Source organism: Caballeronia sp. NCF2, assembly GCF_023631205.1.
Lineage (GTDB): Bacteria > Pseudomonadota > Gammaproteobacteria > Burkholderiales > Burkholderiaceae > Caballeronia > Caballeronia zhejiangensis.
The window spans coordinates 289212-312258 of record NZ_JALQDN010000054.1 but is presented as its reverse complement, the minus strand read 5'-3'; the positions used below and the strand labels follow the sequence as shown (position 1 = coordinate 312258).

General features: G+C 63.8%; 16 protein-coding genes. 9 read left to right on the top strand and 7 right to left on the bottom strand.

Going from position 1 to position 23047, the window contains the following annotated elements:
- Positions 1–118: 118 nt before the first annotated feature.
- Positions 119–2383 (top strand): mechanosensitive ion channel family protein, encoded by a 2265-nt coding sequence (locus NCS02_RS19100; protein ID WP_502800888.1) that lies wholly within the window; start codon positions 119–121, stop codon positions 2381–2383.
- A gap of 1 nt (position 2384) precedes the next feature.
- Here the strand turns inward: NCS02_RS19100 and NCS02_RS19095 are convergent, their stop codons facing one another.
- Together NCS02_RS19095 and NCS02_RS19090 are read right to left on the bottom strand one after the other, a co-directional pair.
- Positions 2385–4781, bottom strand: coding sequence for a phosphoketolase family protein (locus NCS02_RS19095; protein WP_008352857.1), 2397 nt, complete (start codon positions 4779–4781; stop codon positions 2385–2387).
- 76 nt (positions 4782–4857) lie between these two features.
- Entirely contained in the window at positions 4858–5115 is a 258-nt protein-coding gene (locus tag NCS02_RS19090; protein ID WP_033536715.1) for a hypothetical protein, read from the bottom strand.
- 267 nt (positions 5116–5382) lie between these two features.
- Between NCS02_RS19090 and NCS02_RS19085 the strand changes: the two genes are divergently transcribed.
- Both NCS02_RS19085 and NCS02_RS19080 read left to right on the top strand, forming a co-directional pair.
- Positions 5383–5790: a hypothetical protein gene (locus NCS02_RS19085; RefSeq protein ID WP_008352859.1), complete on the top strand. Its 408-nt coding sequence runs from the start codon at positions 5383–5385 to the stop codon at positions 5788–5790.
- A 117-nt stretch (positions 5791–5907) separates the two neighbouring features.
- Positions 5908–7086, top strand: a complete 1179-nt coding sequence (locus NCS02_RS19080) for a porin (protein WP_008352860.1) — start codon at positions 5908–5910, stop codon at positions 7084–7086.
- Here NCS02_RS19080 and NCS02_RS19075 read toward each other — a convergent pair.
- Complete coding sequence (locus NCS02_RS19075) at positions 7022–7741, bottom strand: hypothetical protein (RefSeq protein WP_250503100.1); 720 nt, start codon at positions 7739–7741, stop codon at positions 7022–7024. The genes NCS02_RS19080 and NCS02_RS19075 overlap by 65 nt on opposite strands.
- Positions 7742–7884: 143 nt before the next feature.
- Between NCS02_RS19075 and NCS02_RS19070 the strand changes: the two genes are divergently transcribed.
- Positions 7885–9447 (top strand): MFS transporter, encoded by a 1563-nt coding sequence (locus NCS02_RS19070; protein ID WP_250503099.1) that lies wholly within the window; start codon positions 7885–7887, stop codon positions 9445–9447.
- A gap of 63 nt (positions 9448–9510) precedes the next feature.
- On the opposite strand, the gene NCS02_RS19065 is transcribed toward NCS02_RS19070, so the two are convergent.
- Positions 9511–10434 carry a sterol desaturase family protein gene (locus tag NCS02_RS19065; RefSeq protein ID WP_250503098.1) on the bottom strand — a complete coding sequence of 308 codons (924 nt, stop codon included), beginning with the start codon at positions 10432–10434 and terminating at the stop codon, positions 9511–9513.
- A gap of 170 nt (positions 10435–10604) precedes the next feature.
- Entirely contained in the window at positions 10605–12770 is a 2166-nt protein-coding gene (locus NCS02_RS19060; protein WP_502800887.1) for a TonB-dependent siderophore receptor, read from the bottom strand.
- A 257-nt stretch (positions 12771–13027) separates the two neighbouring features.
- Between NCS02_RS19060 and NCS02_RS19055 the strand changes: the two genes are divergently transcribed.
- The 3 genes from NCS02_RS19055 (at position 13028) to tatA (ending at position 17141) form a co-directional block, all read left to right on the top strand.
- Entirely contained in the window at positions 13028–14245 is a 1218-nt protein-coding gene (locus tag NCS02_RS19055) for a PepSY-associated TM helix domain-containing protein (RefSeq protein ID WP_250523261.1), read from the top strand.
- Positions 14246–14486: 241 nt separating this feature from the next.
- A complete protein-coding gene (locus tag NCS02_RS19050) occupies positions 14487–16703 on the top strand; it encodes a TonB-dependent receptor (RefSeq protein ID WP_250503097.1) in 2217 nt (738 codons plus the stop codon).
- A 234-nt stretch (positions 16704–16937) separates the two neighbouring features.
- The gene (gene tatA, locus NCS02_RS19045; protein WP_008352869.1) at positions 16938–17141 is read left to right on the top strand and encodes a Sec-independent protein translocase subunit TatA; all 204 of its coding nucleotides are present in this window, start codon (positions 16938–16940) and stop codon (positions 17139–17141) included.
- A gap of 18 nt (positions 17142–17159) precedes the next feature.
- Here the strand turns inward: tatA and NCS02_RS19040 are convergent, their stop codons facing one another.
- Together NCS02_RS19040 and NCS02_RS19035 are read right to left on the bottom strand one after the other, a co-directional pair.
- Positions 17160–18458 carry an SUMF1/EgtB/PvdO family nonheme iron enzyme gene (locus NCS02_RS19040; RefSeq protein ID WP_008352871.1) on the bottom strand — a complete coding sequence of 433 codons (1299 nt, stop codon included), beginning with the start codon at positions 18456–18458 and terminating at the stop codon, positions 17160–17162.
- A gap of 165 nt (positions 18459–18623) precedes the next feature.
- On the bottom strand, positions 18624–19343 hold the full coding sequence (locus tag NCS02_RS19035) for a helix-turn-helix domain-containing protein (RefSeq protein WP_008352872.1): 720 nt from the start codon (positions 19341–19343) through the stop codon (positions 18624–18626).
- A 338-nt stretch (positions 19344–19681) separates the two neighbouring features.
- On the opposite strand from NCS02_RS19035, the gene NCS02_RS19030 reads away from it, so the two are divergent.
- Together NCS02_RS19030 and NCS02_RS19025 are read left to right on the top strand one after the other, a co-directional pair.
- Positions 19682–21211, top strand: a complete 1530-nt coding sequence (locus tag NCS02_RS19030) for an MFS transporter (protein ID WP_250503123.1) — start codon at positions 19682–19684, stop codon at positions 21209–21211.
- Between the two features lie 224 nt (positions 21212–21435).
- Positions 21436–23013, top strand: coding sequence for an aldehyde dehydrogenase (NADP(+)) (locus NCS02_RS19025; protein WP_250503096.1), 1578 nt, complete (start codon positions 21436–21438; stop codon positions 23011–23013).
- Positions 23014–23047: the final 34 nt, after the last annotated feature.

Here is a 23047-nt window from a genome sequence, read left to right as displayed (position 1 = left end):
GAATTCGATACGCTAATCTTTGCGCGAGAGCCGTTCGCGATCTCGCGCAACGGCGATGATCCTGGAGGGCGACTCCATGAGCGCATTCACGCGGCACATCGATGCGAGGCGTGTCCTGATGGCACTCGGTGTCTTGATCGGATGTGCGTGCGTGTTTCCGGCGATGGCCGCGCCGCTGACCGGTGCGATGCAGAAGTTCATCGCGCCGCAGACGCCCGCCGATGCGACCGCGGCGTCCGCGCCGTCGTCCGCGAGTCAGGCCGAAATGGTGCGTTCGCTGAACAGCCTCATCGGCACGCTCGACAACGACGCGCAACGCAGCGCGCTCGTCACGCAATTGAAAGCGTTACGCGATGCGACGCAGAGCGCCGCGCCCGCCACGCCCGCGCCTGCCAATGCCGATCTTCTTGGCGCGATCGCATCGGGCATTGCATCCGTCGAAACGAATCTCAGCGAAGGGCTCACGCCGATGCGTTTTTGGACCGCGCGCGGCAGTGCGGCCGCGGGCGAATTGCAGGCCGTCGTCACGGGCGCGAAAGGCGAATCGTTCGGCAGGATCGTCAGCGGCATGGGCGCGACGCTCGCGGGATGGGGCCTGTGCGCGTTCTTGCTGATCCGCGTGCAGCGGCGCATCTTCGCGCGCTATGGCCGCGACGTCGCGCTCGCGCCGAATCCGACATCGACGCAATTGCTCGCGTTCGCGCTGCGTCAGACGGGGCCGTGGGTGGTCGCGTTCATCGCGGTGCTGCTCTTCGTGCGCGCGATGCCCGATGCGCTCGGCCGCACGCTCGGGCTCGTCATTGCTTATGCGATCGTCGCGGGCTCGATCTTCTCGGCCATCTGCATGATCGTGTTTTCGGTGTTCAGCACGGCGCATCGGCGCGTGGCCGTGCAGCAACTGCTGACGCGCACGCTCTGGCCGCTCTTTGCGATCGGCGCATCCGGCGCGCTCGGCGATGCCACTGCCAACGCCGATGTCACACGGCAGCTCGGCCCCAATCTCGCGGGCATCATCTCGACCTTCGCGGGGCTCGCCGCCGCGTTGCTGTGCGGCTATTTCGCGCTCGCTTACCGGCGGCCCGTGACGCATCTGATCCGCAATCGGCCGTATGCGCGCAGGCGCGATCATCAGTTCGCGACGGAAGCGCTCGATATCCTCGCGTCGCTATGGCATATCCCGATACTGCTGATCGCGGTGGCATCGGTGGTCGCGATCATCGACGGGCGCGGCGCGGAAGGCGACGTGCTGCGGCCGTCGTTATTGAGCGCGGCGCTGCTCGTGCTTACGCTGTTCGCGTCCGCGCTGCTGCTGCATTTGACGCGCCGGCGCGACACGCGCGCGCAGCGCCGCGCGCCGCATCTCACGCGCCTGTTGCGCTTCGGATGCACGCTGATCGTATTGTTGATCTGGCTGGCTTATCTGCGCTTCGAGCTCGAGCTATGGAGCGGACCGATCGCGCGGCTCATCAGGCACAGCGCGATGACGCCCGGCTTCAGGCACGCGCTGATCGCGGTCGTCGCGACGGTGTTCGGCGCGTGGTTCATCTGGATCGTGCTCGATACCGTGATACTCGAAGCGCTCGGCCAGAACAGTTCGCGCAACAAGGCGCTGAGTCCCGGCGTGCGCGCCCGCACGATGTTGCCGCTCGTGCGCAATGGCATCTTCGTGACGGTCGCGAGCCTCGCGGCCATCGTCGCGTGCGCGAGTCTCGGCATCAACCTGACGCCGCTGCTCGCGGGCGCCGGCGTGATCGGCCTGGCGGTCGGCTTCGGCGCGAAATCGCTCGTCACCGATCTGATCACGGGGCTGTTCATCATCGTCGAGGAGACGATTTCGGTCGGCGACTGGATCGACATCGACGGCGGACACGCGGGCACCGTGATGGACCTGACGATCCGCACGGTGCGCCTGCGCGACGGACAAGGCGCGGTTCACACGATTCCGTTTTCGCAGATCAAGATCGTGAAGAACCTGTCGCGGGATTTCGCGAATGCAGTGTTCGAAGTGCGCGTGCCGTTCTCGGCGAAGCTCGACGACATCACGCGCATGATCAACGAAGTGGGCGCCGACATGATGGCCGACTTTCGCTTTCGCAACGAAATAATCGGGCCGGTCGAAGTGTGGGGACTCGATCGCTTCGAGTCGAACTGCATCGTCGTGAAAGGGCAGATCAAGACGAAACCGCTCCAGCAATGGAGCGTCGCGCGCGCCTTCAATGCGAGGCTCAAACTCAAGATGGATGAAGCGGGCATCGAGATGATGTTGCCGCAGATGCGCATCCAGACATCGAAGGAGAGCGACGAACGCTCGCAGGCTCAGACCCGGCATGCAGCGGATGGCGCCGTGCAGCCGGATCTTCGCGTGCTCAAGGAATCTCCGTGATTCAGAAGGGCCATACCCAGTCGGCGATTTCCGGCTTGTCGGTGCCGTGCGTATGCGCGTAATCGAGGTGACGGATGATCGCGTTCTTCATGTCCTCCCTCAAGTGCGCGGTCCTTGCCTGCAGGCGCGGCACGCGATCGAGCACATCGATGACGAGATTGAAACGATCGACCTGATTGAGTATCGCCAGTTCGAGCGGCGTGTTGATGTTGCCTTTTTCCTTATAGCCGCGAACGTGCAGATTCTCGTGATTGTGAAAGCGATAAGCGAGCTTGTGAATCAGCCACGGATAACCGTGGAAGTTGAAGATCACAGGCTTGTCGAGCGTGAAGAGGCTATCGAATTCACGCGCGCTCGATCCGTGCGGATGCTCGGTGTCGGGCTGCATCTTGAAGAGATCGACTACGTTCACGAAGCGCAATTTCAATTCGGGCAACTGCTCGCGCAGGATCGCCGCGGCGGCTAGCGCTTCTTGCGTCGCGACATCGCCGCAAGAGGCGAGCACGACGTCGGGCTCCTCGCCTTCATCGGTGCTCGCGCGCCGCCATATGCCGATGCCTTTGGCGCAATGAACGATCGCTTCGTCGATGGTCGCGAATTGCAGATGCTTCTGCTTGTCCGCGACGATGATGTTGATGCAGTCGGTCGAGCGCAGACATTGATCGGCCACGACGAGCAGTGTGTTGGCATCGGGCGGCAGATACACGCGCGTGACCGAAGGGCTCTTGTTCGTGACGAGATCGATGAAGCCCGGGTCCTGATGCGAGAAGCCGTTGTGATCCTGCCGCCATACCGTCGATGAAAGCAGAATCGTTTCCGACGAAACCGATGCGCGCCAGGGCACATGGTTCTTGCAGATGTCGAGCCACTTCGCATGTTGATTGAACATCGAATCGATGACATGCGCGAACGCTTCGTACGTGTGGAAGAAACCGTGCCGCCCTGAAAGCAGATAACCTTCGAGCCAGCCGAGCAATGTGTGCTCGGAAAGCATTTCCATCACGCGGCCGTCGCGGGACAACTCCCCGCCGTCTTCGTCTTCGGGCAGAAGGTCGGCCATCCAGACTTTCTTGCTGACTTCATAGATCGCCTGAAGCCGATTCGAGGCCGTTTCATCGGGGCCGAACACGCGGAACCGGTCCATGTTGCAGCGCATGACGTCGCGCAGGAATGCGCCGAGCGGACGGGTATTTTCGTGCAGGAGCTTGCCGGCCTGACCGACATCGACGGCATAGTCGCGGAAATCGGGCAGCTTGAGTTCCTTGCGCAACGTGCCGCCATTCGCATGCGGATTCGCGCTCATGCGCCGTGTGCCAACGGGCGCGATCGATCTGATCTCTTCACGCAGGCGGCCGGTTTCATCGAAGAGTTCTTCGGGCTTATAGCTTTGCATCCAGCGTTCGAGCACGGCGAGATTCGCGGGATTGTTATGCACGTCGGAGAACGGCACCTGATGGGCGCGCCATGAACCTTCGACCTTATGTCCGTTGATTTCCTTCGGACCGGTCCAGCCTTTCGGCGTGCGCAAAACGATCATCGGCCAGCGCGGCCGTTTCACATGGCCATCGTTGCGCGCCTTGTCCCAGATCGCGCGGATGTCGGCGGTCGCGGCATCGAGCGTTTCCGCCATCTTCTTATGCATCTCGTTGTGATCCGATCCCTCGACGAAATAAGGCCGATAACCATAACCGACGAACAAGGCCTCCAGCTCGTCATGACCGATGCGCGCGAGGATCGTCGGATTCGCGATCTTATAGCCGTTGAGATTGAGGATCGGCAGCACCGCGCCATCGCGCGCGGGATTGATGAACTTGTTCGAGTGCCACGCCGTTGCGAGCGGACCGGTTTCCGCTTCGCCGTCGCCGACGACGCACGCGACGATCAACTCCGGATTGTCCAGTGCCGCGCCATAAGCGTGCGAAAGGCTATAGCCGAGTTCGCCTCCTTCATGGATCGATCCCGGCGTTTCGGGCGTCACATGCGAGCCGATATGCCCCGGAAAGGAAAACTGCTTGAAGAACTTCTGCATGCCTTCGGCATCTTCGCTCTTGTCCGGATAGACCTCCGAATACGTGCCTTCGAGATACGCGGGACCGAGCACGCCGGGCGCGCCGTGACCGGGGCCGGCCATGAAGATCACGTCGATGTCGTCGCGCCTGATGACGCGGTTCAGATGCGCCCATACGAACGACAGTGCGGGACTCGCGCCCCAGTGCCCGAGCAGCCGGTGTTTGACGTGTTCGGCCTTCAGCGGTTCGCGTAGCAGCGGGTTATCGGCGAGAAAGATCATGCCTGCCGAAAGATAATTGCACGCGCGCCACCACGCATCGACGAGGCGAAGTTCATCGCCTTCGAGAGCAGAAGAATGCGACGCGCCATTTCTGGAGTGCTTGCTCATCACGAGGTCTCCTTTCATTGAACGTTCATCGGCGATTGCGGGAATGCGATAGACAGGAAACAACCTGTCCCGCACATCAATACTTGATATTGCGTGCTGCCTGTCGTCCCTGTTGCTTCGTGTCGCGTTTGTCGTGACGGCAACTCGCGTTCGATTGCTGATTCGCCGCGCGGCAATCCTGTTTCGTATGGCGTGCGTGCTGTCGCGTGTCCTGGCGGACGTCGCGTCCCGCGCGGCGTTGTTGTGCCTGTTCCGTTGCGAAAGAGGCATTCGGTATGGCGCAGACGAGTATTGCAGTGGACAAGGCAATGAGTCGGAGCTTGCGCGCAAACATGATGTGGTCTCCGGAAGATGCGTGATCGGAGTCGATCCGCTCTTCAAGATAGATGCTGCGCGCAGAGTTGTGAAACCCGTCATGCAATTCGAGAATCACATTTCGATTCGTTGCACAATTCGTGATTACGATTCGATGGCGTCATCGTCAGGAAACGCACCGCCAAATGAATTAAAATGATTTAAGAGCGCTGAATTTCATTCGACCGTAGCGTCTTTCGGGCATTCGATGACACGTCTTATCCGAAGGTATTGGGTCGCCGGCATCATGGCTTTTGTTGTCGGCAGCTTCGCATCAGCCAGCGAACAGGCTCGCCTGATCCCCAATCAGCGCGTGGCGGCGAATGTGCTGTTCTTTCCCGCGCCAGCCATTGTCTCGACCGAAAGCGTGTCTCGCGTCGGGCCTCGTCATCCGCGATATGCATTCAAGGGCACGATGGACGCGCTCGACGCCATCGCATTGTCGAAGTACGAAAGAAATGTTCATCCCGATCTGAGCCAGCTCGCGCGGGCTTATCCCTTGCCGCTATCGCCCAATTCGGCGCCCGTTCGGGTGCAGCCGCGCGACGACATCACGAACGACACGGACGATTGGCATTTCTCTGCCAATCCGCAGCTCGGCGTGAATCACGAGCATGAAAAGGGCATGACATTCTCGGTGCGCCACGACTTTTAAGCGGACGCCCGAGCCCGTGCTCGCGCGCGATATTTTCAGGTTGCCGGTTATCGTTTCGGTCGCATAAAGTGGATGAGGCATGCGTGTCTTTACCCGACATCGATGGAGCCTCGGCAAATGAAAAAGTTGCTTATGAGCGGTGCGGCCACGATGATCGCTTGCGCGGGCGCGGCCCACGCGCAAAGCAGCGTGACGCTCTACGGCCTCATCGACGCCGGCATCACGTATTCGAACAATCAGATCACGCCGACCGGCGGCGGCCACAGCAATTGGGAACTGAAAAGCGGCCCAGTCCAATACAGCCGATGGGGCTTGCGCGGCGCTGAAGATCTCGGCGGGGGATTGAAAGCTATCTTCAATCTGGAAAGCGGCTTCAATCTGAACAATGGACAATCGTCGGTGAATAACCGCCTCTTCAACCGGCAGGCGTATGTCGGCTTGTCGAGCCGCGATTACGGCGTTATCACGTTCGGCCGTCAGACCGACGACATGGTGGATTTCGTCGCGCCACTATCATTGACGGGCACGGAGTATGGCGGCACGCATTTCGCACATCCATTCGATATCGATAACCTCAACGATTCGTTCCAGATCAACAACGCCGTGAAGTATCAGAGCCCGGACTTCGCGGGATTCAAGCTCGGTGCGTTATATGGTTTCTCGAACCAGGCCGGCGGATTTTCGAACAATCGTGCGTACAGCTTCGGCATGTCGTATATGTGGGGACCGCTTAGTTTCGGCGCGGGCTTCCTGCAATTGAACAGCGACGCCGCGACGCCGGGGCAATTGAACACCAACGGCGCCGTCACCGATACGACCGGCTCTTCGCTACAGGGCGTGCTCACGACGACGGCCGTTCCGCTAGGCGCGCTGGCGGGCCGTCAGCAGACGTGGGGCGCGGGCGTGAGCTACGCGATCGGCCCGGCGGTGGCGGGCCTCGTCTATACCCAGACGAATCTGACGGAGCTGTTCCAGACCGGCTCTTCGACGCATGTCCAGAACTTCGAAGGCAACGTGCGCTACGCGCTGACGCCCGCCGTCGAACTTTCGGCCGCGTACACGTATTCGCGCGCGGGCGGGCTCGCGGGCGCGGGCAATCCGCACTGGAATCAAGTCAGCGCGATGGCCGGCTATGCCTTCTCGCGGCGCACCGATGTCTACATCCAGGGCGTATGGCAAGGCGTGAGCGCCAGCGCCAATTCGCCATTGGGTGTGGCGTGGATCAACGGCCTCACGGCGCCATCGTCGACGAGCAATCAGGTCGAAGCGACGGTCGGCTTGCGGCATCGGTTCTGACTTGGAACGCACGAGGCATCGGCAATGCGTTTGCCCGATGCCGATACTTGCGGCCCCAGCCGGTCACGGGCGGCGCATCTTCATCGGAACAGAAGTTCTCGAACTCGCGCCATGTCTCTTCGTAATCGCCTGCGCGCGCGAGCTCGAACTGATGCCCGTCCGTCGCGCACGACGCGAGATTCATGAACTGCTTCAATATCGGCCGGCAGGCGTGGCTGATGTACGGATCGGCTTCCTCGCGCGGCCACTCGTTCGCGGCGATGAGCATCTGACGCCACGCGAGAATGGTTTCGCGGCAGGCGGTGCATTGCGCATCGCCCTGAATGAGCGCGCTCGCTTCGAGCACGGCGATCGCGTGCTCTTCGAACTTCGACAGCTTGATCCACGCGGCGCGCGCGAGCGAATCGGCCTTCCCTTCGCAGAACTCGATGAGCGCGCTGTCGACCTCCGGCGGCGGCTCGAGCTTCATGACGACGCCTTCCTCACGCAGCATCACGCGCACGCCGAAATCCGCGACGAGCATCGCGAGACGGCAACCCCAGCGCATGCTCATGTCGTGAAGCCAGGCTTCGTCGGAAGTCCGAAGCGCGGCGGCGATTTCCTCGCGCGCATCTACGAGCCATCGGCTTTGCGCGACTCCGTCTGTTCGACTCATGGCGGCATCTCGATGCGAGTGAAGCAATTAGCTTAACCCGCCGGGCCGGGGCGTGCGCGCGAGCGTGCCAACCACGTCGCGGGCGTGAAAATGCAGAACCGGTTAGCCTCTTCTATCCGCGGATTCGTCGACCAGGAGCGCCATTGAACAACCCGCAACGCGTGCACGCCGTCGCCTCGCCCGCGAGTCCTTGCGACGAACTCGCGATCCGCGCGCAACCCGTCGCCGCCGATCAGCCGTGCCATCGCAAGCGCCTCGCGCTGTCCGCGACGATTCTCGGATCGAGCATGGCGTTCATCGACGGCTCGGTCGTCAACGTCGCGCTGCCGTCGATCCAGAGCGAGCTCGGCGCGAGCATTGCGGCGATGCAGTGGGTCGTCAACGCGTATCTGCTGTTTCTGGGCGCGCTCGTGCTGGTCGGCGGCGCGATGGGCGACAAGCTCGGACGGCGCAAGGTGTTCGTCGCGGGCGTCGCGATCTTCACGGTCGCGTCGGCGGCGTGCGGCTTCGCGCCGGGCACGGGCTGGCTGATCGCGGCGCGCGCATTGCAGGGCATCGGCGCGGCGCTGCTCGTGCCGGGCAGCCTTGCGATCATCGGCGCGATATTCGACGGCGAGGCGCGCGGGCGCGCGATCGGCACGTGGGCGGGCGTCGGCGCGATCACGTCGTCGGTCGGTCCGGCGGCGGGCGGCTGGCTCGTCGATGCAATTTCGTGGCGCGCGATTTTTTTCCTCAACGTGCCGCTCGCGGCCGCGACGATCGCGCTGGCGATGGCTTCCGTGCCCGACAGCCACGACGCCGACGCGCCGCCAACCCTCGACTGGCCCGGCGCGGCGAGCACGGCGGCGGGCCTCGCGATGCTGACCTACGGTCTCACGGAAGCGCCGTCGCGCGGTTTCGCCGATCCGCTCGTGCTCGGGATGATCGGCGCGGGCATCGTGCTGCTCGCCGCGTTCATCGCGATCGAAGCCAAATCGCGCGATCCGATGGTCCCGCTCGACATCTTCCGTTCGCGCGATTTCAGCGGCGCGAATATCGTCACGCTGCTGCTGTACTTCGGGCTCGGCGGCGTGCTGTTTTTCCTGCCGTACACGCTGATTCGCGCATACGGTTTCACCGCGACGGAAGCGGGCGCGGCGGTGTTGCCGATGCCGCTCATCATCGGTTTGCTGTCGCGTTTCACGGGCGGGCTGACGAGCCGCTTCGGCGCGCGTGCGCTCCTGATCGCCGGTCCGTGCGTGGCGGGTCTGGGCTTCGCGATGCTCGCGCTGCCGTTCGTCGCGGGCAGCTACTGGATGGGCTTTCTGCCAGCGCTCGTCGTGCTCGGGCTCGGCATGACGATCACCGTCGCGCCGCTGACGACGACCGTGATGGCATCGGCGGGAAGCGAGCGCGCGGGCATCGCGTCGGGCATCAACAACGCGGTCGCGCGCGTGGCGAGTCTGCTCGCGATCGCGGTGCTCGGCATCGTGTTCGTGTGGTCGCACGACGCGGCTTTGTCGGCGCGGCTCGATCGGCTGCATGTGCCGCGCGACAGCATGCGCGCGCTGGACGCCCAGCCGACGTCCGAAGCGTCATCGGCGCCGCTCGCCCGCGCGCAAGCCGATGCCATCGCCGATGCGTTGCGCGCCGTCGCCGCGCTCTCCGCCGCGTGCGCGTTTGCGGCGGCGGGCGCGGCGGCTGCGACGATCCAGCGCCGCAAATGAAAAAACCCGATGCCGGCGCTGAACCGGACATCGGGATTCGAAAGTACCGCTGCGAGGCTTTCGTTATCGGCCCGCGTGGGCCGGTTGTTGTTCGATCGACTTGGCGCGCTTCTGCAATTCTTCGGTGGTGTCGCCTTCGCCGTTCGGCAGCCAGCCCGGAGGACGCAGCAGGAAGCCGACCGCATCCGACACGCTCTTCGCGTTGTACATGTCCTTCGCGAGGCTGGCCCAGTGCTGCATCTCGACGACGATCGGGTTATGCGACGTCACCGGCGTCGTCAGGCCGTAGACACACGGCTCATCGGCGCGCTCTTCCACGTACGTTCCGAACAGGCGATCGAAGATCACGAGCACGCCGCCGAAGTTCGCATCGAGATATGTCGCGTTCGATGCATGGTGCACACGATGCGCCGACGGCGTGTTGAACACATATTCGAGCCAGCCGAGCTTCGGAATCCACGTTGCGTGCAGCCAGAACTGATAGAGGAGGTTGATCGACACGACCGCGAGCACCACGTCGGGCTTCACGCCGAACCACACGAGCGGAGTGAAAAAGATGGCCGAGCCCGCGATCTTGGTGGTCCAGCCCAACCGATACGCCGACGACAGCGTCAACTGGTTCGGCGAATGATGTACCGCGTGATTCGCCCAGAAGAAGCGGATCGTGTGCGACGCGCGGTGATACCAGTAGTAGCAGAACTCCTGTCCGATGAAGAGCAGGAACAGCGTGAGCGCCGTGTTCGTCGTGACCGTGTGGATGCGATGCTCCCACGCGAAGTTGAAGACGGGCGTCGCGAGCGAGAGCGGCAGGAACGCGAGGAGCTTGCGGCCGACGAGATCGACGAGCGAGATCCAGGTCTCGTGCCAGTCGAACGCCTTGTCGGTGCCCTTGTACTTGAAATGCAGGACGACGGCCTCGAGCAGCGACGCGGTGAGGACGATGCCCATCACGTACATCGAGATTTTTCCGAGCAGTTCCAGTTCCATGATTGTTCGCCTTGGTGGGTGGTTGCGAATGAACCCATTGTGGCGATCGGCCCGGTTAAAAACCACGCGCAAACTATTTCACGGAATGTCACGGCCCGCCCGCCAAGCCTTGCGGCACAAGGGGCGGGCCTCTCGGACCAGTTATTTCAAGGCATGTCGCGCGGCAAGGATCAGAATTCGACGCGCGCGTTGAGTGAGAGCGTGCGCGGCTCGCCCGGCTGGATGTAATCGGCGTACTGGAATTCCCAGTAACGGCGATTCGTCAGATTGTCGATGGCCGCGCGCAGCCCGACGTTATGTCCGGCGATGCGCGTCGTGTAGGTCGCGCCGAGGTTCATCACCAGATAGCCCGGCACCTTGATGTCGCCGGACGGACTGAGGCTCGTGTTGCCGGTGAACTTCGCATCGGCGCCGAGCGTCAGGCCCGGAACGACGGGCACCGCGTAATTCACGTGCGCCGCCGCGACGAATCCCGGCGCGCCCGCGACGCGATTGCCGTTGTTGGTCGAGCCTTTCTCGTAGTGCGTCGCGATCCACATCAGATCGGCGCCGACGGTCCAGTCCCGGCCGAGACGCACGTCCGCGCCCGCTTCGGCACCCTGAAAGATCGACTCGCCGTCCTCGACGAAGACGTTGTCGCTGTTGGCATACTGCGCGCCGCGCTCGATGCGGAACAACGCGGCCGTCGCGCTCCAGCGTGCGTTCTGGCTCTTCACGCCGACTTCGTATTGCTTGCTGCGCAGCGGCTTGAGCAATTGCCCGGCGTTCGCATAGGTGTCGCCGACGACGTTGCCCGCTTCGAGCGATTCGACATAGCTCGCATAGAGCGTCGTGCCCGGCGTGAGTTTGTACATCAGCGCGACGGTTGGCGTGAGCACGCCGTTTTGCGTGTACGTCGACGACGTGCTGCCGTCGAGGCCGTAACCGTGCTGCTCGTAGTTCGTGTAGCGCAGGCCGCCGAGCACGGACCAGCGCTCGGTCAGCGCGATCGTGTCGCTCGCGAACAGCGCCTTCTGCGTGACGTCGGCGGCGCGATAGGTGTAGAAGCCGGAGCTGTCGTAACGATTCACGTTCGGCTGATAGAGGTTGCCCGTGCCGAGCTGCGCATAGAAGGAGTTCGCGCCGTAGTCGGTCGTCTGCTTCTGGTAATCAGCGCCGAACACGAGCTGATGCCTGAGCGGTCCCGTCTTCACGAGACCTTCGGCCATCACGCGGAACGTGTTCAGCTGATGCCCTTCCTTGCCTTCGAAGCGATAGTCGTCGTAATCGCCTGCCTGATCGAGCAGATACCAAGTGCCTTCGTTGCGATAGCGCGTGCTCTTGCTGAAGCTGTACGTCGCCGAGAGCGTCCAGTCCGGGCTCAGGTTGTAATGCAGGCCGGCGGTGTAGATCTGCAGGTTGGTGTTCAGATGCTGATCGGGCGTCTGCAGCGTGCTGCTGCCGCCGGACAGCGTCGCCGGCAGCGACGTGCCGGTATATCGCGCGGTCGAAATCGCCGTCGTGATGCCGGACGCATGCCGCTCCTGATACAGCGCGCCGAAGGTCGCGGTGAGATCGCGGGTCAGGCGCGCGTCGGCGGCGAGCGAGAAGGAATCGCGCCGCACGTTGCCGTCGTTGTACGTCTTGCCTTCCTCGTGCGTCGCGTTGAAGCGGTAGCCGACCATGCTGTCCGGGCCGACGCGCCCGCCGAGATCCAGATGCTCGGTCCAGACCGACGTCGAGCGATAGCCGACATCGACGCTCGCGATCTGCCTGTCGGTCGCGGGCGGCTTTTTCGTCACGTAGTTCACGACGCCACCCGGCGCGCCGAAGCCGTACATAAAGCCCGACAGCCCTTTCAGCAGTTCGACGCTTTCGAGCTGCTCGTAAGGCATCGTGATGCCGTAGCCGTTGTACGGCTGGCCGTCGAGCCTGAAGCCGTTCTGCCAGTCGAGCTGCATGCCGCGCACGGTGATGTAGCTCGCCCACGCGTTGTACGGATTGCTGTTGTCCGACACGGAAGCGTCCTGCGCGAAGACGTCGCCGAGCTTGTTGGCCTGCCGGTCGGCGAGCTCCTCGCCGGTGACGATCGTCGTCGAGAAGGGCGTCTCCAGTTGCGTGCGCGAGCCGAGCGCGCCGCTCGACACGTCGTCGCGCAGATGCTGCAGCGTGTCCTGCGACGCGGTGACGGACACCGCCGGCAGCGACGCCTCGTGGGGTTGATCGGCGGCTTGCGCGCCGTCGCTGCCTTGCGCCATCGCGGACTGGCTCATCGCGAAGAGCAGCAGGGCGGCGAGGGTCGAAGGCCGCATCGTCGATGTGGCCGGGAATGCGCGCGAGCGCGTCGCTGATTTCATGGTCTGTCCGTCGTCGGTTGGAGTTGTTTTAAATGCGAATCGTTCGCATTATCGGGCGACGGCATTCTGCCCTGAACATCGCGAGCTTGTAAACTTTTGCTCCACTGTCGGCACGGATTCGTGACAAAAAATGGTAAGCAGCTTACGAGAAGCTTGTGTGGCCGATCAGTCGTCGATAGAATTGCGAACAATTCCTATTTACATCACGTCGAAAAGATGATCGCCGTCGCGCACGACTATCGCCCCGAGGAGCGGGCATGAGGCCGGTTCTGGTTCGCCTGCATCGCTGGCTCGGCGTCGCGACCGCGCTCTTTCTCTTCGTCTCGGGTCTGACCGGCGCGATCATCGCGTGGGATCACGAGATCGACGCGCTGCTGAATCCGTCGTTCTTCAACGCGCGCACCGATGCGCCCGCGCTTCCGCCGCTCGAACTCGCGCGGCGCGTCGAAGCGGCCGATCCGCGCGTCGAGGTGACGTACCTGCCGCTCGGCATCGAGCCGGGGCACACCGCGCAGATGATGGTGATGCCGCGCACGAATCCGGCGACGAACGCGCCGTTCGACGTGCCGTACAACCAGATCGCCGTCGATCCCGCGACGGGGCAGGTGCAGGCGCAGCGCATGTGGGGCGCGGTGTCGCTCGCGCGCATCGATCTGATGCCGTTCCTCTACAAGCTGCACTACACGCTGCATTTGCCGGTCGTCGGCGGCTTCGATATCGGCACGTGGCTCATCGGCATCGTGGGCATTCTCTGGTTCTTCGATAGCGGCATCGCGCTGATTCTGTCGTTTCCGAGCGTGAAGGCGTGGCGCAAGTCGTTCGCGTTCCGCGTGAAGCGCGGCGGCTACGCGCTGACGTTCGACCTGCATCGCTCCGGCGGCGTGTGGATCTGGGGCCTTCTGCTCGTCATGGCGCTCACCTCGATCTCGATGAATCTTTCCGAACCCGTGATGCGCCCGGTCGTATCGATGTTCTCGAAGCTTTCGCCTTCTTTCCTCGACAACCCCGAACTCGTGCGCGCCGGCCCGCCGGGCAAGGCGCCAGCGACGCGCGAGCAGATTCTGGAGATGGCCGCCCGCGACGCGAAACGCGAGAACCTGACCGAACCGCCGGGCGCGCTCTACTACGCGCCGATGTTCAAGGCTTACGGCGTCGGTTTCTTCGCGCCGGGGCACGATCACGGCGACGTTGGTCTCGGCAACGTCTGGCTGTACTACAACGCCCAGACGGGCGCGCTCGCGGGATCGACGATTCCGGGCCGCGGCTCGGCCGGCGACATCTTCATGCAGGCGCAGTTTCCGCTGCACTCGGGGCGCATCGTCGGCCTCGGCGGACGGATTCTCGTGAGCGCCGTGGGCATCGCGGTCGCGGTGCTCAGCGCGACGGGGCTCATCATCTGGTTCAGGAAGCGCGCGGCGCGCCGTCATTCGGCCGCCGTCGCCGATGCGCGGTCGGCACGTTCAATGACTTCGTAAATCCGAGGATCCTCGCATAAAGCGCGATTCAAAAGCCTGACGCGCGTCAGACGTTGCGTTACGACAAATCTCTCGTTATCGGAATGATAACGACTCTTATTTGCAATATAATGCGGCGCACAACGGCCTCGGGCTGCCGCGCGCTTGCGCGGCTTGCTTCGACGCTCAGAACAATGCCGCCCGGATTCCATTCGCGCCCCGGGACGGAAGACCGACCAACTTCGACGTTCCTCTCTGATTCATGCCCGTTTCCCGTGTTTCCACCTTGCAGGCCACGCCTGCGAAGGCGCTCGTCCGTCGCGCGTCGAGCGTAGCCATCGTCGCGGCTGTCGCGGCGGTGTTTTCCTTGTCCGCTCACGCGCAATCGTCCGGCGCAAGCAACGCTGAAGGCGCGAATTCGCCCGCCGAGAGCACGCTGCCCGCCGTCAAGGTTCAGGCGTCGAAGGAACAGTTGCCCGGCGATCTCGCGCCGACCTATGCTGGCGGCCAGGTCGCGCGCGGCGCGGATTTCGGGGTGCTCGGCCAGCAAAAGATGATCGACGTGCCGTTCAGCATGACGACGTACACGTCGAAGCTGATCGAGGACCAGCAGGCGCGCACGCTTTCGGACGTGCTCGCGAACGATCCGGCGGTGCGTACGGCGTTCGGCTTCGGCAACTTCTCCGAGGTGTACATCATTCGCGGGTTCGAGCTGCAAGGCGATGACGTCTCGCTCAACGGTCTCTACGGCATCACGCCGCGTCAGCTCGTCTCGACGGATGCGCTCGAACGCGTCGATGTGTTCAAGGGCGCGAACGCGTTTCTGAACGGCGCATCGCCGAACGGCTCGGCGGTGGGCGGCGGGCTGAATCTGCAACTCAAGCGCGCCGACGACAAGCCGCTCACGCGCGTGACGATCGATGGCGAGACGTCCGGTACGATCGGCGCGCATGTCGATGTCGGCCGCAGATTTGGCAGCGAAGGGCAGTTCGGCATCCGCGTGAATCAGGCGAATCACGACGGCGAGACGTCGATCGACAACGAACATCGGCGGGATAACACGACCGCCGTGGCGCTCGACTGGCGCGGCGACAAACTGCGTCTGTACGCCGATTTCCTGTATCAGCGCCAGCGCGTGAACGGCGGCCGCTCGACGGTCTACGACTACGCCAACTACATTCCCGAACCGCCGTCGGCGTCGTACAACTACGGGCAGTCGTGGACCTACAGTTCGATCGAAGACACGGTCGGCATCCTGCGCGCCGAATACGATTTCCTGCCCGGCTGGACGGCTTACGTGACGGGCGGCGCGCGTCATACGGACGAGCACGGCGAGTATTCGTCGCCGAGCATCAATACGACGGGCGTCACGCAATCGCGTCTCGGCGTGCCGCACAAGGAAGACGGCACTTCCGCCGAAGCCGGCGTGCGCGGTCACTTCAACACCGGCCCGGTGTCGCACTTCGTGACGGCGGGCGCGTCGATCGTGCGCGTCGATTCGAGGTCGGCGTACACGTACAGCGGCTCTTGGGCGTCGAGCATCTACGACACGCCGCAGGTTCCGTATCCGGCGACGATCGGGCAGGCGGGCAATCTCGCCGATCCGCAAACCACGTCGCTCAGCCTGCTGCGCAGCGTCTCGATCTCCGACACGCTCGGCTTCCTCAACGACCGCGTGCTGTTCACGGTCGGCGTGCGTCACCAGGACATCCACGCGAACAACTTCGACTACACGGGCGTTCAGACCGAGGCCTACAACGACTCGGTGACGACGCCGCTGTTCGGTCTCGTCGTGAAGCCGTGGCAGAACGTGTCGTTCTTCGCGAACCATAGCGAAGCGCTGACGATCGGCGAGGCGGCGCCGTCAACCGCGGTCAACACCGGGCAACTGCTGCCGCCGGAGAAGTCGAAGCAATGGGAAGTCGGCGCAAAGTATGACAACGGCCAGTACGGCGCGTCGATCGCGGCGTTCCAGATCGAAAAGCCGTTGACCTACACGAACACGTCGAACGTTTTTGTCTCGGACGGCACGCAGCGCCATCGCGGTATCGAGGCGTCGGTGTTCGGCGAGCCGGTGCGCGGCGTGCGCCTGATCGCGGGCGCGACGTATATCCACGCGACGCAATACGGTCTCGGCGACGCCTCCCTGGACGGCAATAAGCCGATCGGCGTGCCGACGTTCATGTTCAACGTGAACGCGGAGTACGACGTGCCGATGCTCAACGGCCTCACGCTGACGGCGCGCTGGATCTATACCGGGTCGCAGTATCTGAACACGACCAACACGCTGTCGATTCCGCACTGGAACCGCTTCGACCTCGGCGCGCGTTACGCGACCGTGATCTATGGCAAGCCGACGACGTTCCGCGCGAGCGTGCTCAACGTCGCGAACAAGTCGTATTGGGCTTCGACGATCGGCGGTTATCTGACGCAAGGCGCGCCGCGCACGGTGCTGCTGTCGGTGACAACGGATTTCTGATCGCGTCGATAGCAAGCGAAAAACGCCGCGCGCTCGTGAGGACGCGCGGCGTTTCCATTTTGGGGGCCGAGGCAATAAATACTCGGGAGCCGGCCGTTTACCGAGCGCAGTTCAAAACGGGGTCACATAAGTTGTTGATTTTTATGACAGAATACGCAAAGTGCGAGCGGGGCGTCGAGTAAATCTTGCGCATTCCGCCCGGTTTCAACGTTTATCTCTGTGAGGTTAGGTGATATGGGAAGTCTTAGCATCGGGCATTGGCTCATCGTCTTGGCTATCGTCGCGCTCGTTTTCGGCACCAAAAAGCTGCGTAGCGTCGGTTCCGATCTCGGCGGCGCGGTCAAGGCTTTCAAGGATGGCGTGGGCGAAAGCGCGACGCCGGCCGCCAATGCAACGGCGACCATCGACGTCCCGGCCAAGGATGTGACCGCACGATAAGTTGCGCGCGGTGATCGCTCAATCGATGTTCTTCACGCAGCGAAATCCCGCATAGACGTACTGGTAATGCCCCTGGAACCAGTTGCGGAAGCTCGGCCGCAACATGCACGCCGCCGTGCGGGCCGAGCCGCCCTTTATCACGAAATGCTTGCCGTCGAAGAAATTCGCCGAATAGCCGAGATAAAACGGAAACGGCTCGAAGCCGTTCAGCGGGCCGAATTCCGTCGACGTCCATTCCCAGCCGTTGCCGAATTGCCCTTCGACGCCGAACTCGCTGCGATTCTCCGGATGCGCCTGCACCGGCGCCGGGTCCCATCGGCGGAAATCGAAGTTGCCTTCCGCGACATGCGGCGCGCCCGATGCGGCGCGCTGCCATTGCGCCTCGGTCGGCAACGACTTGCCCGCCCAGCGCGCGTACGCCTTCGCTTCGGCGTAGCTCACGTAGACGGGCCAGTCGGGCGGCAGCGCGATTTCGTCGAACATCGTGCGTAGCTGCCATGCGTTCGCGTCGTCGCCGGGAATCCAGAACGCCGGGTGCGCGATGCGCTGCTCTTCCTTCCACGCCCAGTCGGCGTCGTCCCAGTAATCGCGATTCCAGTAACCGCCTGCATCGATGAAACGCAGATAGTCGCCGTTCGTGACCATATGGCGGTCTATCTCGAACGCGGGCACCTCGATGCGTTCCTCGCCGAACTCGTTGTCCCAGCCGAACAGGCCGCTTTCCCGCGTCAGCCCGAGCGTCGTGCTGCCCGCCGGCACGCGCACGCTTTCGTGCGACAGATCGCGATCCGACGAACGTTCCGAAAACGCATTCGATGGCGCGATTTTTCTATCGACCGGCAATTGATGCAGCATGTACGCGAGCGTTTCCGCGTGCATCAGCCGATGCTCGATCGCCACTTCGAGCAGCTTCGCGGGCGGCTCGTCTGCCGAAAGCGGCGCCGCGGCGATCCTGATCGGATCGAAATGCGCGTCGATCTCGGCGCGAACCGTGTCGCGATACGCGCGCACTTCGTCGAGCGAAGGCCAGTCGGACGGTTGATCGGTCGGCAGGCCGCCGTCCACCGGATCGATCCCGAAAGCGAAAAGCTGGTCGTAGGCGGGATTCGGGCTCGGCAGATCGAAGAGCCGCTGATCGAGCAGATTGCGGTCGAAGGCTTCGAGATGCCCGATATAGAAAACGATGCGATGCCGCTCGGCGATCGGCCTGTCGTAAAGGTGCTCGGGCTTGACGACATTGAAAAGCTCGTCGGTGACGCGGCGCGCTTCGGCGAGGCGCTCGAGCAGCGGATGACGCAGGGAAGGTTCGCGGTTCATGTCGCCCAATCTCCGTGGCTGGCCAGTGGCTTCGCAATCGACCAAATCGCGCGCCGTAGCGCGCGTCGGTCGAATCGAAAAGACTAAACCGTAGCGAAGCGCATGCCAACAGAAAAATAGGCGGCGATTATTCGGGCCGACGCAATAATCGCAGACGATGTCCCGTCAGACGGCGCGCAGCGCGTCGAAGTCGCGAATGCGGATGAACTTGCCCTGCGTCTCGATGAGGCCCGCCTTGTCGAAACGCGACAGGGTGCGGCTCACGGTTTCGAGCGTCATGCCGAGATAGCTGCCCATGTCGTCGCGCGTCATACGCAGCGTGAATTCCGACGACGCGTAACCGCGCTTCGACAGCCGCGACGAAAGATCGAGCAGCAGCCGCGCGACGCGCTCGTCGGCCCGCAGCATGCCGAGCCGCACGACGTGATTCGCCTCGCGGTTCACCGCGTGACTCATCATGCGATGCAGGCGCTTTTGCAGCGCGTCGGTTTCGCGGCACATGCGCTCGAAAAGCGAATACGGCACGACGCACACGGAGCTGTCTTCGAGCGCGATCGCATCGCACGTATGCTCGCCTTCCTCGATGCCTTCGAAACCGAGCGCATCGCCCGCGAGCAGCAGCCCCGTCACCTGCTCGCGGCCGCCGTCGTGCGTGATGACCGTCTTGATCGACCCGGAGCGCACGGCGAACAGGGCATCGAAGCGGTCGCCCGCGCGAAAGAGCGCGTCGCCGCGCTTGACCTTGCGCGTCACCGAAATGATGTTCTCCAGCTTGGCGATGTCGTTCGCGCACAGGCCTTCGGGCATGCACAGATGACGCATCGCGCACGTGGAGCAGTGCGCCGAATTGCGGCGCGCACGGGAAAGTTCGGACACGACGGACATTTTGGGCTTCGTTTTGTTGATGAATGACAAAACGATTCTCCCATAGGGCAACCATTGGCCCGCGTGAAAAATTGACGCGGGCACGGCATCGGTCAAACTTTTTTACCTTACTGGGTTGCTTTTTTACCGAGATCGCCAATGGTCGACGGAATCAGCGCCGATGCTTTTTTGCGATAGGTCGATCTGGCGCAAGTCAGGCCGTACAATTCGTGGTTCTTCTACATCAGCGTCCGCTTAACAAACGGCGGCGCGATCTCTTTTTAGCACCTCTCCATCCCGCCCGCCCGACCGTGACTCAATCGCCGCCTGCTTTACCGTTCAGAACCGCTCTCTACGCGATGCTCGGCATCGGCCTCGTCAACATGCTCGTCGCGCTCGATCAGACGGTGGTCAGCACCGCGCTGCCGTCGATCGTGGCGGAGCTGCACGGCTTCGAGTTCTACGCGTGGATCGCGAGCGCGTATCTGCTGGCGTCGGTCGTGACGGTGCCGGTGTTCGGGCGGCTCGGCGACTACTTCGGCCGCAAGCGCTTCGTGATCGCCGCGGTGATTACGTTCACGGCCGCGTCGGTGCTGTGCGGCCTCGCGCCCAGCATGTTGTTCCTCGTGCTCGCGCGCGGGCTGCAGGGCGTCGGCGGCGGGATGATGGTCGGCACCGCGTTCGCGTCGATTCCCGATCTGTTCCCCGATCCGCGCGCCCGCGTGCGCTGGCAGGTCGTGCTCGCGGCGGCTTACGGCATCGGCACGGCGGCCGGGCCGTCGCTCGGCGGCTGGATGAGCCAGCACTGGGGCTGGCGCTCGACGTTTCTCGTCAATCTGCCGGTCGGCGCGGCGGCGCTGTATTTCATCTGGGCGCATCTGCCGAACCTGCATCGGCCGCGCGAGGGCGGCGTGAAGATCGACTGGACGGGCGCGGCGCTCGTCGCGCTGGTGCTCGGCGGCTTTCAGGCGCTGATCGAGGCGCTGCCGCAGGACGGGCTGACGGCCGCCAATGTCGCGCTCGGCATCGGCGTAGCGGTGTGCGCGGTGGCGCTCCTGATCTGCGAGCGGCGCGCGACGCATCCGATCATCCCGCTCGACATTTTCCGCGACGCGCAGATGAACACGCTCTTCACGCTCTCGTTTCTCGCGGGCTTCGTGATGTTCTCGCTGATCTTCTTCGCGCCGCTCCTGCTGCAAGGCGGCTTCGGCCTGTCGCCGCAGGCCGCGGGTCTGCTCGCGACGCCCATCGCCGCGTGCATCGCGCTCGGCAGCTTCATCAACACGCGCATCGTGATTCACATGAAGAAGCCGGTGAATATCCTGTCGATCGGCTTCACGCTGCTTTTGATCGCGTCGGTCGGACTCGCGTTCGCGCGCGAATCGACGCCGCACGTGTGGATCGAATTGCCGATGGCCGCGACCGGCATCGGCCTCGGCTTCATCCTCAACAACATGAATATCTTCGGGCAGGAGATCGCGGGCCGCGAGCGCTTCGGCATCACGACGGCGCTCCTGCAATCGACGCGCATGGTCGGCGGGATGATGGGCACGAGCATCGTCGGGACGATCGTCGCGCATCACTATGCGAGCGTCGTGGCGCGCACGGTGAGCGTGCTCGGGCCGTCGGTGTCGGCGCAGTGGCTGCCGCGGCTGTCGGATCCGCGCATTCTCGTCGATGAAGCGTTGCGCGAGCGCATCCTCGCCGAACTGGGCGCGGCCGGTCTCGACGGGCCCGCGCTCTTCGATGCCGCCCGCGACGCGCTCGTGCAGTCGATCCACATCGGCGTGCTGCTGACGGCCGTCGCCGCGCTCGTGGCGGCGCTGCTGGTGCGGCGCATCGCGCACATCACGTTCAGGAAGTCCGCGACGCCCGTCGCCAAAACCTGAGGCGCTTCCTTTCGCAAGTGGTGCGTCGCGCCTATAGTTTCTGGCGTCAACGCAAGACCGGTTTTCGCTTCGGCTTCGACCGCGCACCGCATTTGCTTCACCGCTCTCGATGACCACTCGCACGCCTCGCGCGGAACGCTTGCGCGGGGCGCGGGTCACTCGCTTTAGCGGGCGGCCGCGCCCAGCGCTCGCCGCCCATCGCCAACAAGAGATGAGGAGCTGAAATGAAGATCACCGGAGAAATGCTGATCGGGGCATCGGCCGTGCGGGGCACCGATGCCACGCTCCGCGCGTTCGACCCCGCGCGCAACGCCGATCTCGAACCCGAGTTCGGCGGCGGCGGCGCGGCGGAAGTGGCGCGCGCGTGCGAGCTGGCCGAAGCGGCGTTCGACGACTATCGCCACGCGCCGTTCGAAACGCGCGCGCAGTTTCTCGAAGCGATCGCGGACAACATCATCGCGCTCGGCGATACGCTGATCGAGCGCGCGATGGCCGAATCCGCGCTGCCGAAGGCGCGTCTCGAAGGCGAGCGCGCCCGCACGGTCGGGCAGTTGCGGCTCTTCGCATCGCTCGTGCGCGAGGGCCGCTGGCTCTCGGCGACGCTCGATTCCGCGCAGCCGGACAGAAAACCGCTGCCGCGATCCGACCTGCGTTTGCAAAAGATTCCGCTCGGCCCGGTCGCCGTGTTCGGCGCGAGCAATTTTCCGCTGGCGTTTTCGGTGGCGGGCGGCGATACCGCCTCGGCGTTCGCGGCGGGCTGTCCGGTGGTCGTGAAATCGCATCCGGCGCATCTCGGCACGTCCGAACTCGTCGGCCGCGCGGTGCAGAAGGCGGTCGCCGACAACGGCTTGCCCGAGGGCACGTTTTCGCTCGTCGTCGGCGCGGGCAATGCGATCGGCGAGGCGCTCGTCGCGCATCCGGCGATTCAGGCCGTCGGCTTTACCGGCTCGCGGCGCGGCGGGCTCGCGCTCGTCGATATCGCGGCGAAACGCCCGGTGCCGATTCCCGTCTTCGCCGAAATGAGCAGCGTGAACCCGGTTTTCGCGTTGCCGGGCGCGCTGGAAGCGCGCGGCGACACGCTGGCGGCGGCTTACATCGATTCGGTGACGCTCGGCGTCGGCCAGTTCTGCACGAATCCGGGCCTCGTGATCGCGCTGGAGGGGCCGGATCTCGACGACTTCATCGATCTTGCCGCCACCGCGATCATGAAGAAGGAAACGCAGACAATGCTCACCGCGCAGATCGCCGCGGCCTACGCGAGCGGGATCCAGGAACGCGACGCGTCCGGCGCGCGCAATATCGCGACCGGCGTGAAGGGCGACGCACCGAGCGGCGCGCTGCCGGTGCTGTATCGCGTGAATGCGGAGGAATTTCTGGCCAAGCCGCAACTGTCGGGCGAGATTTTCGGACCGACGTCGGTGATCGTCATTTGCCGCAACGAGGACGAGATGATCGCCGTCGCGCGCCATCTCGAAGGCCAACTCACCGCGACGCTGCTGATGGAAAAGGGCGACGTCGAGCTTGCGCGGCGCTTGTTGCCGGTGCTCGAGCGCAAGGCGGGCCGGATTCTCGCGAACGGTTTTCCGACGGGCGTCGAAGTGTCCTACGCGATGGTGCACGGCGGGCCGTTCCCGGCCACATCGGACAGCCGTTCCACGTCGGTCGGCGCGATGGCGATCGAGCGCTTCCTGCGCCCGGTGTGCTATCAGGATCTGCCGGCGGCGCTGTTGCCGGCTGCGCTGGCGGACGACAATCCATTGAACTTGTGGCGTCTGAGGGATGGAGAGCTGGGGCCGAACTGAGCGCCGGCATCGAATATCTGCGGGACGAATAAAC